This is a genomic window from Enterococcus hulanensis (assembly GCF_005405485.1).
Taxonomy (GTDB): Bacteria; Bacillota; Bacilli; order Lactobacillales; family Enterococcaceae; genus Enterococcus_A; species Enterococcus_A hulanensis.
In genome coordinates this window covers 1-13,164 of the sequence record NZ_BJED01000015.1, presented here as the reverse complement: position 1 = coordinate 13,164, position 13,164 = coordinate 1, and the positions used below count along the sequence as shown (strand labels likewise).

The 13,164-nt window shown below is 42.6% G+C and carries 12 protein-coding genes; 1 reads left to right on the top strand and 11 read right to left on the bottom strand.

What is annotated here, in order from left to right; translation table 11 throughout:
* Positions 1-293 precede the first annotated feature (293 nt).
* From FFR60_RS15725 to FFR60_RS15675, 11 genes are all read right to left on the bottom strand, one after another.
* The gene (locus FFR60_RS15725; RefSeq protein WP_137664858.1) at positions 294-2,078 is read right to left on the bottom strand and encodes an ABC transporter ATP-binding protein; all 1,785 of its coding nucleotides are present in this window, start codon (positions 2,076-2,078) and stop codon (positions 294-296) included.
* Positions 2,071-3,837 (bottom strand): ABC transporter ATP-binding protein, encoded by a 1,767-nt coding sequence (locus FFR60_RS15720; RefSeq protein WP_137664857.1) that lies wholly within the window; start codon positions 3,835-3,837, stop codon positions 2,071-2,073. Before FFR60_RS15720 ends, FFR60_RS15725 begins: the two co-directional genes overlap by 8 nt.
* Before the next feature lie 75 nt (positions 3,838-3,912).
* Positions 3,913-4,341: a MarR family winged helix-turn-helix transcriptional regulator gene (locus FFR60_RS15715; RefSeq protein ID WP_137664856.1), complete on the bottom strand. Its 429-nt coding sequence runs from the start codon at positions 4,339-4,341 to the stop codon at positions 3,913-3,915.
* A gap of 72 nt (positions 4,342-4,413) precedes the next feature.
* Positions 4,414-4,752 carry a hypothetical protein gene (locus tag FFR60_RS15710; protein WP_171004954.1) on the bottom strand — a complete coding sequence of 113 codons (339 nt, stop codon included), beginning with the start codon at positions 4,750-4,752 and terminating at the stop codon, positions 4,414-4,416.
* Between the two features lie 128 nt (positions 4,753-4,880).
* Positions 4,881-6,260, bottom strand: a complete 1,380-nt coding sequence (locus FFR60_RS15705; RefSeq protein ID WP_137664855.1) for an MATE family efflux transporter — start codon at positions 6,258-6,260, stop codon at positions 4,881-4,883.
* Between the two features lie 3 nt (positions 6,261-6,263).
* Entirely contained in the window at positions 6,264-6,698 is a 435-nt protein-coding gene (locus FFR60_RS15700; protein ID WP_088933878.1) for a MarR family winged helix-turn-helix transcriptional regulator, read from the bottom strand.
* 114 nt (positions 6,699-6,812) lie between these two features.
* Positions 6,813-7,412, bottom strand: a complete 600-nt coding sequence (locus FFR60_RS15695; RefSeq protein WP_137664854.1) for a DUF6198 family protein — start codon at positions 7,410-7,412, stop codon at positions 6,813-6,815.
* On the bottom strand, positions 7,412-8,842 hold the full coding sequence (locus FFR60_RS15690) for a glycoside hydrolase family 1 protein (protein ID WP_137664853.1): 1,431 nt from the start codon (positions 8,840-8,842) through the stop codon (positions 7,412-7,414). The genes FFR60_RS15695 and FFR60_RS15690 overlap by 1 nt, the downstream gene beginning before the upstream one ends.
* A 98-nt stretch (positions 8,843-8,940) precedes the next feature.
* Complete coding sequence (locus FFR60_RS15685) at positions 8,941-9,288, bottom strand: PTS sugar transporter subunit IIA (RefSeq protein ID WP_137664852.1); 348 nt, start codon at positions 9,286-9,288, stop codon at positions 8,941-8,943.
* Between the two features lie 19 nt (positions 9,289-9,307).
* A complete protein-coding gene (locus FFR60_RS15680; RefSeq protein ID WP_171004953.1) occupies positions 9,308-10,576 on the bottom strand; it encodes a PTS sugar transporter subunit IIC in 1,269 nt (422 codons plus the stop codon).
* Positions 10,577-10,606: 30 nt separating this feature from the next.
* A complete protein-coding gene (locus FFR60_RS15675) occupies positions 10,607-10,921 on the bottom strand; it encodes a PTS sugar transporter subunit IIB (RefSeq protein ID WP_088933882.1) in 315 nt (104 codons plus the stop codon).
* Between the two features lie 178 nt (positions 10,922-11,099).
* Between FFR60_RS15675 and FFR60_RS15670 the strand changes: the two genes are divergently transcribed.
* Positions 11,100-13,019, top strand: coding sequence for a BglG family transcription antiterminator (locus tag FFR60_RS15670; protein WP_137664851.1), 1,920 nt, complete (start codon positions 11,100-11,102; stop codon positions 13,017-13,019).
* Positions 13,020-13,164: the final 145 nt, after the last annotated feature.

Sequence of the window (13,164 nt, the reverse complement as noted above, 5' to 3'; positions counted from 1 at the left end):
CATCACCTGCTTTATACAAGTTGTTTTAACTAAAATCGAATCGCCGCTGCAAAATGATCCCCACAACACCATCTTGCAATCACTCATCAAATAGACTTGATTTATCCATTACTATTTGCAGCACGCAAAGCGTAACCATTACGATTCAACATCGATACTTTATCACTCACAAAAAAGCGTGTCAAGATAAAATAACATGAAATATTATTCATGTGAGTGAAGATTCATTTTTACAGGTTCATCCACACAAAAAAAAGCGATCAAAATCCTTCGACTTTGATCGCTTTTCATTCTTATGCCAGCTGTTCTTTCTCAAACTGACTATTATACAAATCTGCATAGAAACCGTTTTGTTCCATCAATTCTTCGTGGTTTCCTTGTTCGATGATATTTCCTTCGTTCATGACTAGAATCAGGTCCGCATTGCGGATCGTCGATAAACGATGGGCAATCACAAAAGAGGTGCGATTGTTCATTAGTTTGTCCATCGCCGCTTGGATCAATTCTTCGGTTCGCGTATCAACAGAACTAGTCGCTTCATCTAAAATCAGCATCGGTGCGTCTTTGATGATCGCACGAGCAATCGTCATTAATTGTTTTTGTCCGACTGATAAGCTGACACTATCATCCAGATACGTTTCATAGCCTTTTGGCAAGGTGCGGATAAAGTGATCGATCCCGACTGCTTTGCAGGCCTTTACGACTGTTTCATCAGAAATATGCTGCTGGTTGTAGATCAGATTTTCCTTGATCGTCCCTTCAAACAGCCACGTATCCTGCAATACCATACAAAATTGATCATGAACTTCTTCACGACTCATGTCTTTTGTGGAAACACCGTCGATCACGATCTCTCCGCGATTCGTTTCATAAAAACGCATCAGCAGATTGACGATCGTCGTTTTCCCTGCACCGGTTGGACCAACGATCGCGATTTTTTGTCCAGCCTTTGCTTGGACATTGAAATTATGAATGATCGTCCGCTCTTTATCATAACCAAAGCTGACATTTTCAAAACGAACGTTGCCTTCTGCGTTGTGCAATTTAATGGTTTTTTCTGACTCATCGGCTAGTTCATCTTCTTCTAAGAACTCAAAAACACGACTCATCGCAGCTCCTGCCGATTGCAGGTTAGAAAAGGCTTGCGCCAGTTGTGATAAGGGTTGTGAAAACAGACGGATGTAGACAGTAAATGCCACGATGACACCTAACGTAATATCTCCTCGCAGTGCCAAAACAGCTCCAACCACACAAACTGCGACATAACCAAAGTTGCCGATAAAGCCCATCAACGGCTGCATGATCCCAGACAAGAATTGCGCCTTCCAAACACTGCCGTAAAAATCTTGATTCATCTCACCAAATTCTGATTTCATATCTTCAGTCGCGCTGTAAGCATTGATGACTTGCTGCCCAGAATAAGCTTCCTCCGCAAAGCCGTTGATCTTAGCTAATTTTTGCTGCTGCTGATTAAAATGAACCTGTGATTTTGCCATAATAACGGCCATTAATAAAAAGCCTAGTAAAACGGAAACCACCGCTGTGATCGTCAATATCAAATTCGTCCGAAACATCATGACCAGACAGCCGATAAATAGCGTGATCGACGGAAACAATGAACTCAAACTTTGGTTCAGCGATTGGCTCACGGTATCCAAATCATTGGTGACGCGGCTCAATGTATCACCTTGACTGTGTGAATCAAAATAGTTCAAGGGAACGTTGTTGATTTTTTCTGAAATCTGACGCCGCAGCTGTTTAGAAAAACGCTGCGTGACGGTCGCTACGATGAAGCCTTGGAAATACGAAAGAATCGAACCCATCCCATAGAGAATGACTAAACTCAGTCCTATCTGACTAATGCGCGTAAGATTGATCGAACCACCCAATCCTTGAGTGATCAGATCCGTGATCTCGCTTAAACGATTCGGACCAACGATTTGCGTCATGCTTCCGATCGTGGCAAATACGATCGCCATGATCAAAGGCCATTTGAACTGATTTAGTGCCTTTAGAATGTTAGATTTTAAAGGCTGTTCTTGTGATTGTGTTTGAATACTATCTAAAGTGTTATCCATTAACTAATTCCTCCTTCGAAAGCTGTGAATAGGCAATCTCTTGATAGACAGCGTTTGTCTCCAGTAATTCTTCGTGGGTGCCTTGTCCAACGATCCGGCCTTCATCCAAGACAATGATCTGGTCGGCATCCATGATGGTACTGATCCGTTGAGCGACGATCAATTTTGTCGTATCCGCCAACTTCTCTTTTAGCAACTCGCGTAATTTTTTATCTGTTGTATAATCCAACGCCGAGAAGGAATCATCGAAGAGTAAAATCTCAGGCTTGCGGGCAATTACTCGAGCAATCGCCAAACGCTGCTTTTGACCTCCAGAGAAGTTGCTGCCGTTTTGAGCAACATGGCTTTTCAGCTTGTCTTCTTTTCCATTAACAAAATCACTAGCTTGAGCGATCGAAAGTGCTTCTTCCATTTTTTCTTCATCCAAAGGATCATTCTTGCTGTTCCCAAAATCCAGATTCGACTGGATCGTTCCGCTGAACAACACCGGTTTTTGCGGAATATAGCCGACGATATCATTCAAATTCACATGGCTGTAAGTATTGATCGGCTGACCATCGATTGAGATCGTTCCTTCACTGGTTTCATAAAAACGCGGAATCAAATTCAAGATCGTACTTTTCCCGCTGCCCGTCGAACCAATAAAGGCGACTGTGTCCCCTTGTTCTGCTTTAAAGTTGATTTCATGGAGTACGGGTTCAGAAGCATCAGGGTAACGGAATGATACATGATCAAATTCCACCGTTCCTTTGACATCCGGCTGAACCTTTTCGCCTTCTTCCGGAAATTCTACGGAAGAATCCTTGGCTAAGACTTCATTGATCCGTTTCGCCGAAACCGTCGCCCGCGGCAAAATCATGAAGATCATCGACATTAAAACAAAGCTCATGACGACTTGCATCGCATAAGAGGAGAAGACGATCATGTCACTAAACAATGTGAGCTTCACCATCCCTTGCGCCTGCTGAATCATATAAGCCCCGATCCAATAAACCGCAAGCGTCAGTCCGCCGGAGATCAAATTCATCCCTGGACTCATCAAGGCCATCACTCGTCCGGTAAATAAGTTCGTCGCTGTTAGTTCTTGATTCGTTGCTTCAAATTTTTCTTCTTGGTAGTCTTCAGCATTGTATGCCCGTACCACCCGTAGTCCGGTTAAATTTTCCCGTGTAACACTATTTACTTTGTCAGTCAGCTGTTGAACTTTGGCAAAGCGCGGCTGCACCAAGGTTAAAATGACCGACAACATGATCAGCAAGACCAATACGGCGATGCCTGTCGTTGTCGTCCACTGCCAGTTTTTTCCAGCGATCTTAAAAATTGCCCAAACCGCGGTGATCGGTCCTTTGATCATCAGCTGCAAGCCCATCGCCACTATCTGTTGAATTTGAGTTAAGTCGTTGGTCGTCCGAGTGGTCAAACTGGGAATCGAAAATTGCTGAATCTCATGAGCGGAATAATCCATAACCTTGCCGAACATATCCTGACGCAGGCGGCAGGTTAAACTCGCTGCCAATTTTGCAGCAAATAAACCGACGATTGATGAAAAGACAAAGCTCATCAAGGATAGCAAGACCATCCAGCCGCCGGGTTTTAAAATTTCGCTAATAGCTGTGCTCGGTGTCTGCAGCAAAGTTGTGATCTGCGACATATAATCTGGTACCTTCAAGTCCATCCAGACTTGTCCGATGATGAATAGAACACTTGCCAGCACCAGTAATCGTTCTTTTGTATTGGTTCGTTTTATTAGTTGTATCATAAGCGTCCTCCTTGCTCGTACATTAGCATGCTAACTATTAGTGGGAATAGAAATCTGATCGTCTTGACAATCAGATTAGCGTTGAATGTTTTGTTTGAACTTTTCCAGCGTAGTAAAAAACTGCGCTAACTCTTCCTCTGAAACGCCCTGCTTCATCCTTTTTTCGCTATCTTCGATCTGTTTTTCTATTTCGATCGTAGCTTGGATCGCTTTTTCGGTCACGATCAGGCGTTTCAGGCGTTTGTCCTTTTGAGACGGAGCAGTCGTCAAAAAACCATTCTTGATCATACGGTCAACTAAATTGCTGGCGGTGGGTTTTCGAATCGATAATCGTTCTTCCAAATCTTTTTGATAAATTTCTTTATCTCGATTATTGACCAAGTACCCTAGTGCAAACCCCTGCGGACCTCTAATATGTCCATCTTCATTCGTTCGCTCCATATACCTGCCGATCAATAGGGATAACTCTCTGATCTTGAAACCAATAGTTTCTGGCTCATTCATACGATTCTCTCCTTAAATAGTTATCATGCTAACTATATTAAACGCAATTTTTTATTTTGTCAACCTTCGTTGTTAATTAGGTCGCCGTTTTACATATAACGTAATAAGATCGCTGATAAGGCTGCAAATAAAGCAAGTAATTATCGCGATAATCGCCTTATTACCAGCAGAAATATCCCCTAACTTAAACAGTAAATACAGCAGAAACGCGCCTAGCGTAAATAGTCCGCCAAACAAGCGATTAGAAAACTGCCAGATTCGTTTGCCGTAAGCTACAAAGGCGATCCCGCGATAACCGAGTCCACCAGTATACGGCTGTAGGCTAACAACCAAAACAACTATTCCTAAAGCACCAAATAAGAACGGAATTGAGTCGACCTCTGCTTTTTCAATAAGACTAACAACCAACATTTTTCACCCTCCTGACTTCTGCCTTCATTATAGTCTCTTCCAATCCTTGAGTGCAAAAAAGAAATGAACATGCTCATTCCACGAAAAAAGGCATGTCAAAAGTGACATACCTTCGTTTCATAATAGCTTTATTCCGCTTCGTAATTCAATTCTTCCAACGCGGACTCTTCTTTGCTCAGGCGTTTGACACCGATAACATAAAAGACACCCGTCAAAAGACCTGCCCCAGCATCAGCAAAAGGCGCCGCGTGGAGCAAACCGTCCATTCCCCACATTTGAGAGAAAAGTAAGATTGCTGGAATCAATAAAATGATTTGGCGCGTCAACGTTAAAAAGATCGCTTGACGAGTCCGTCCGGTTGCCTGGAAAAAATTCGAAGCAACGATTTGAAACCCAATGACCGGCAAACACAGGAACCAGATTTGTAAAGCTTTTGCCCCAAAGGTCAGCAGCTCAGGCTCATTGTTAAACATCCGTACCAATTGCTCCGGCATTATTCGAGTAGCCAGCCAACCAAGACAAACGATTATAGTTGCGACCAAGATCGCATATTTTTGCGTTTCTTTCACCCGTTTGAATTTCTTGGCACCAAAGTTAAAGCTGATGATCGGCTGTGCCCCTTGAACAAGTCCTGTAATAGGCATCAGCAAAATCGTCTGGATACTGTTGACGATCCCCATGCCGGAAACGGCAATATCTCCGCCATAATTCAGAAGGGTCATATTCAATACGACATTCAGCACACTATTTCCAAGTTGCAATAAGAAATTTGGCATTCCCAATGCTGTTATTCGAGTAGCGACATGAGCCTTGATCGCCATATTTTTTACTTGAATTTGATGATGACTGCGTTTGCTTAGAAAATAAGATAAAATCCAAACCATTGAAATAAATTGCGAAAGGATCGTCGCAAACGCTGCACCGGCCATCCCCATATCAAAGACGTAGATAAATACTGGATCAAGAATAATATTGACCCCTGCGCCCATGAACATTGTGATCATCGCCAGCTTAGGCTGTCCATCTGCACGTAAAAAGTTGTTCAGTCCGATGCTGACAATTTGAAAAACGGCACCTGAGAAGATGATCCGCATATAGCTCATCGCAAAAGGCAAGACATTCTCACTAGCACCAAATGCTGACAAGACTGGCGACAAGAATAAATGCCCCATAACCATAAATAAAAGTCCGCTGAAAACCAGTAGCGAAAAAGCATTGCCTAACGCAAGTTCAGCTTCCTCGGATTTGCCTTCTCCTAATTTCATCGAAAAAAGAGTCGCACCGCCTACACCAAACAAAATACCAATCGACAATAAGATGATCATGATCGGAAAGCCGATCGTGATCCCTGCCAAACCATTCGCTCCCAACCCCGGAGCATGACCGATATAAATTCGATCCACCACATTATACAGCGCATTTACCACCATTCCGATGATAGCTGGAATCGAGAAACGCCATAGTAATTTTGAAATTTTTTCAGTCCCTAACGGATTTGCTGCTTCCATTTTTTATCCTCCCTTTAAATCATACTGCTCAGTTTTTTCAACCATTTCCTCTAACAGCTCAAAAAGCAATTCACGCTTCGATTCGTCCATTCCTTCTAGCATGATCTTGTTCCAGCCGACAAACTTCTCCACCATCGCTTCGCGCATATCAAAACCCTTTTGAGTCAAAGAAATCTTATTGCAGCGCTTGTCCTGCTCATCCTTTTCCTTTGTGACCAAGCCTTTTTCCAATAATGATTGAATGGTTCGTGTCGTCAAAGCCTTGTCTACTTGAAGATACGCACTAATTTCCTCTTGCGTCACCGCATTGTGACGATAAAGATACATTAAGATCGGCTGCTCGGCTGTCGAGATATTTAGCGGCTTCATCACCGAATTTAAATAAATTTGATTTTTTCGATATAAAATCGAAATCAAACGTCCTACACTTCGCTTCATGATTCACACCTTCCAAATAAAATAGTTGACTACTCAACTAACTTATCAAACAATAGTTGATCGGTCAACCATTATTTCAGAAAAAAAAAACGATTGAAATTAAATTCAATCGTTTCATCCTAACAATGGTTGTATTTTCTTTCCGCAATATTGAGTAGTTACCTTCAGCAGCGGACCAATCAGCACCACGCCGATGATCGGTCCCACCATGAACTTTCCACCTAAAAACATACCGGTCACAAAGCAGATCAGATCCAGACCCATCCGAATCTTCGCTAAATCGATCGACAAGCGATTCGCTAAAGCAAAACTCAGAGCGATATAGCCTTCTTTTCCTGCATTCGTAGCCGCTGCTATTCCAGAGCCGATCCCGATAAAGGAAATCCCAATTATGACGATCAGCAGCTTTAGAACTACTTCTCCTTGTATCGTTACTTGTTTGATCATCAGATCCGTAAAGATACTGGTAGCGATCGGATTCAAAATGGTCGCCAAGCCCAATTCCTTTTTATCAATTAAAGCCACGATAAGCAAACAGGTACAGGTAACCAGCAAAGATGCCTGACCTACCGTGACCGGCAAATGTTTAGCTAGTCCTTCCCATAAAACGCCTAAGGCATCCGCCCCTAAACCGGTCACAACACAGAGCCCCACACCGACTCCGACCAAGGAAGAGCCCAAAACGGAAATCATATTTCGTAAAAGCATCTTCATTAATCCAAGTTCGTGCCGTCTGAAGCAATTACCTTTTTATACCAATAGAAGGAATCTTTTCTGATTCGTTTGCATTCTTTGACATCATCGTCTGTGCGATCAACGTAGATCAAGCCGTAACGTTTCTTGTAGCCGTTGCTGGTAGACAGCAGATCAATCGCTGACCAAGGCATATAACCAACAACCTCTACACCCATATCCATTGCTCGTTTCGTTGCTTGGATGTGTTCTCTTAAATAATCGATACGATAGTCATCATGAACTTTCCCATCCGGCGTCAGCTCATCATAGGCACCCAATCCATTTTCGGTGATCATAAATGGCACACGGTAGCGCGTGTATAGATCACGGTAAACATATTCCAAGCCGATTGGATCAATGGCCCAATCCCAATCAGTTGTCCGCAATTCCGGATTTGAACACATTTGGTAGAAGCCGGGATGTGTTTCAAAGCCGGACATATCGCCTTTTTTACCAGATAGGTTATAGCCGGACCAGCGGCGTTCCTCACCTTCGGGACAAGCATGAGCACATTGGCTGTCATAGTAGTTGATGGCAAAAAAATCAGATAGATTTTCTGCGAAGAATTGTTCATCGCCCTCTTCTATTTCCGGAGCTAAGCCGGCTTGTTTCAAATAGGTTAAAGCTGCGACATTGTAGTGGCCGCGGAAATAGACATCTAAATAATAAGCATTGCGCAGATCATTGGCGTTTAACGCGGCGATCTGATCTTCTGGTTTACAAGTTCGCGCGTAGACTGGTGCATAACCCAAGGCCGGCCCTGCTAATGCTCCAGCTTCATGAGCCAATTTCACGGCAACGGCTTGCGCCAAATTCATATGGTGATTAATCTGATAGCGAAGCTGATTGTTGTCTTGATATTCTGGCAGCACATAGCATTTTTGCGTCCAATACTGCACGATGATGCTTTGCTCATTGATGGTGATCCAATATTTGATATCATCTTTGAACTCATTGATGACGTATTTCGCGAACACTTCAAAATCCTTCACCACTTCGCGAGACAGCCAGCCGCCATATTTTTCGACTAATGGCCACGGCAGATCATAATGATACAACGTTGGGATCGGTTCGATGTCATTGTCTTTTAATTCCTTGATCAAATCACGATAAAATTGGATACCTGCTTCATTGACCACATCATCGCCATTTGGAAAAATCCGCGACCAAGCAATCGAAAAACGATAGCTGGTAAAACCCATTTCCTTAAATAGGGCAATGTCCTCTTTATATTTATGGTAATGATCACTCGCAACGCTGGCATCGGCAAAGCCGAATTTTTCGTGGCGTTCACTGTTGATGATATCTTGTTGGGATAGTCCTTTCCCATCCTCTTGTGCCGCGCCTTCTACTTGATACGCGCTGGTTGCCGCTCCCCATAGGAAGTCTTTTGGAAATGCATTGTTCATATTTTTCTCGCTCCTCATCTTTTATTAAAACTGAAGGATGAGTCAATAACGGACTGCTTCAGGTTTTACTGATTTATTTTGCCGGGAACATTTCCCAGCTATTTGTTCTTCATTACTAATTCAAACATATCGACTAAATCTCTGGTCATGTTGACTTCACTCGTAATCGTCATTAAATGATCTTGGGCATGAGTAAACAGCAGACATGGCTGATAGCTTTTCCCAGCAGCTTCATTTTGAATGATCGTTGTTTGCGAGCGATGCGCCAAAACAATATTTTCTTTCGCTTCTTTCAACGCTTCGTGGGCCGCATCAAAATCCTGCAGCTTAGCAAACTTGATTGCTTCCTGCGCTTTTGTCCGTCCATTTCCCGCATGCAAAATAATCTGCATCGCGACTGGAATCAGTTCATTTTCCTCTTCAAGCAATTCTGTTTCTTCCATCATTTTTTCACCTCGTCCATTTTTATACAGCTTCTACAGGAGCAGCTAATTCTTCTGCCTCTTGTTCTTCTTTGACTTCATCCGCCAATACCTCTTTTTCATAAACCTTGAAAAATGGGTACCACGTAATCAAGTACATCGCGAACAAAAGAACATACCAGAGAACCGCTCGGAAATCTTGCAGGATCATCACGCTGGAGATCGGTGCCGGAATCTGAGCTACCTGCATCAACTCCTGTGGAATATTCAGCAAGCCGCCCCGCATCGCAAACCAAACAACACAGCTTCCGGTGATGGAATTGATCCACATCGGCATCATCAAGATCGGATTCATAACGACCGGCGTACTGAAGACGATCGGTTCATTGATATTAAAGAGTGATGGTCCGATACAAATGCGACCGAGTGTTTTTAATTTCTTGGCTTTTGAAAAACACATCAATAGATTCAGTGTTAACGTAGCACCTGTTCCGCCCATCATAATCAAGCCTAAACTGTAAACGGTCTCATTCGTTACGATATTCATGCCGACATCCCCATTTTTAAGGGCCAGTGCATTGGCAGCAATCCCTGCGATAAAAATCGGGTTTTGAATAGCTGACCACAACCACGTTGAAATCCCCATTGAATAAAAGAAAGCCGGAATCAAAACAAGTAAGATTAACCCTGGTAATGATTGACCAAAGCTTTGGATCGGTTCAAACAAGTTGATGATGACTTCGAAAACATCAATCTTCAAAGCAAAGATCATGGTTGACCATAGTGCTAAGCTCAAGAAAATCGGAATGATATTATTGATCCACTCCACGACAAAATCCGGAAGCTCCGAATTTTGCAGCAGATGCAATTTGCTGAAATAATGGAAGATGACACTAACAACTGCGCCGACGATTACACCAATCAAAATCCCTGTTGGTCCAACTCGTCCCATGTCATAGACACCTTCTTTGGCACCAACTGGATGCAGCGTCATCATCAAAACACAGACAGATACGATTCCTGCTGTGATGGAATAGTTAGGATGCTTGAACTTTTCCATATATTGATTCGCCACCATAAAAGCCGCGATCATGCCGATCATTCCGAATGAATAATTTGAAATATTGCCTAAATCAGGCAGCTGCGGAATATACGAGCGAAAAACGTTATAAAAGAAGACGATCGATCCTGTCATAATGAAGGGAATCAATTTCTGCATCGCACTCGATAAGCCGGCAACGGAAGGCTTTTGAGTCAGCTGCTTCGCCTTTGGAGCAAATGAATTCGCCAACCAATCCATAAATTTTTTCATTTTGCTTGTTCCTCCTAATAATTGATGAGTTTATTTTTCTAATTTGCTGATCGCGAAGTCCAACAAGCCTTCACCGTCCAGCATGCCGTAAATATCTTGCGGGATCACATCCACCACGACATTGTGGGGTGCAGCCTGTTCGGCCATCTCTTCTTTGAAAGAAGCATAATGAGGGCCCAGCAATAAGATGTCGATCGACTCTAAATAAGAAGCCACTTCACTTTCACTACGAGCATCGATCGAACCAGAGATTCCGCGTTTTTTCGCTGCTTTTCTTGTTTTCTGTGCTAAAAAACCACTAGACATTCCTGCGCCGCAACATAATAAAATATTTAAAGTTTCCATGATAAAGTCCTCCAAAATTGTTTTTTTCTGCACGTGCTGTTCTCTTTTACATCTCTATTATTTCGATTTTGACTATTTTCCTCAACTAGACTGTTGCACGCAGGTCGTGCAACTCACTATTTTTTCTTCCGCAAATTCACGCTATAATAAATAAAATGACTTATGGAGGGATGAGGATATGAAGGAAAAGCAAGAATACCTGCTAAAATTACTGCTGCAGCAAGACACCCCTATCTCTTCAAGAATCTTAGCTGAAAAAATGAACGTGTCTATGCGGACAGTCAAAAATTATATTTACGAGTTAAACAAACTAGGAGCAGTACCCGTGATCGCTTCTTCTAATGCAGGCTACACGGTTATTCGCGAGGAAGCTGAAAAATTATTAGAAGAGCCGAAAAATGATACCGCTTTACCTCAGACATTTAAGGAACGTTCCTTTTTCATTATTAAACGAATTTTGATGGAAAATCAGCAGCTCAATATTTTCGATCTCTCGGAGGAACTGTTCGTCAGCTACTCCACACTTAAATCGGATCTTTCGCGAATGAACAAAGCCTATGAGAAATACCACGTGAAATTTATCCTCAAGCAAGATGAGATCCAGATCATCGGCGAAGAAAAAGAAAAGCGCCGCCTGATTTCCTACATCATTTTTGAAGAGGTGCCGCACAAATTTATCGATAAGCAAATTTTAGAGGCCACCTTTGATAAACAAGATATTGAAAAGCTCGCTGCGATCATCCATTCGATCATGCAGGAATCGAATTATCATTTGAATGACTTTTCCTTCGTTAATCTGATGCTGCATCTGCTGATTCTGTTAGAATCCGTGCGAAATGACAACTCGCTGGTCAGCCGCAACTGGTTCAGCTCTTGGCTGCGAGAAGATAAGGCCAAATTAGTTACAAAGATGATTGAACAGATCGAAAAGGAATTTGACCTGACCTTGAATAGTCTAGAAAAAGAAGAAATCCATATGATCTTTCAAGCAAATGCCAATTATATTCCTTCGAATAATTTGAAGGAGCTGGAACAGATCGTGGGTGAGGAGATTTCTCAGGCAGTCGATGTTGTTTTGGAGGATGTCCGGCAAACCTTTGGGATTAATTTAATGAGCGAGAACTTCATCGTTCCTTTTTCTTTGCATGTCAGCGGACTTTTTTCACGCGCCAAGCAGCAAACCTCATTGAAAAACCCGATGGTGAGCTCGCTGAAAAAAGATTTTCCGATGGTCTACGATGTCGCTGTTTACATCTCCTTACGTTTGAGCAATCGCTTCAGCATATCTGTCAGTGAAGATGAGACCGCCTATATTGCCTTACACATCGGCTCTGAGTTGGAAGGTCAAAAAAGAAACCTTTCGAAGATTCGAACCGTCCTGCTTTGTCCAAAATATATGAACCTAGACGAGCAGCTCTATGAAAAACTGAATCACCATTTCGGCAACGATTTGATTATTCAAACGGTCGTCTCCAAATTTTCGGAAACCGAGGATTTAGACTTCGAACTGTTGATAACGACATTGCCTGTTCCAGAAACACCGGATTTTCTTGTAATCGAAGTCTCTCCGATTTTTACCGAAGAACAACGCATGACACTGATCACTGAAATAGGAAATATCCGATTAGATCGAAAGAAAAGTATTTTGCGGAAAAATTTCGATGATTACTTCGACGAGAAATTTTTCACCAGCCAATTAGCCGCTGATTGCTCTGAAGCAGTGATCAATGAACTGTGCCAAGTGCTGGAAGCGGAAAACATCGTTCCGGCTGAGTTTAAAGAGCACGTCTTAGAACGTGAGCGAGCCTCCTCAACAGCCTTTGAAGCGATCGCGATCCCTCATTCCGTTTACATGGATGCACATCAAACTGTTATCAGTGTCGCCATTTCTGAAAAAGGCCTCCTATGGGGAGATAAAAAAGTCCATGTCGTTTTATTAGCCGCCATCAACGATATCGATCGACGACTATTTACTGATATTTATGAAGCCCTGATTTCCTTATTCGACACGGCTCAAAGCTATCAAGAAATCAAAAAAATCCAGAATTTCGCAGACTTCCGCTCATTTATTTACTCAAAGATCAAAAGAAACTATTGATACGATTAGAAAGGCTTCGTGAACTCGCTCAGCTTTTGAGCACCAAGTAGGTACTGTTCCACATCAGTTCCAAAAACCGATCGCTGTGTCTCACAGCAATAAGACTAAAATTTTGATAAGTTGTCAAGAAACACAGCGATCTTTA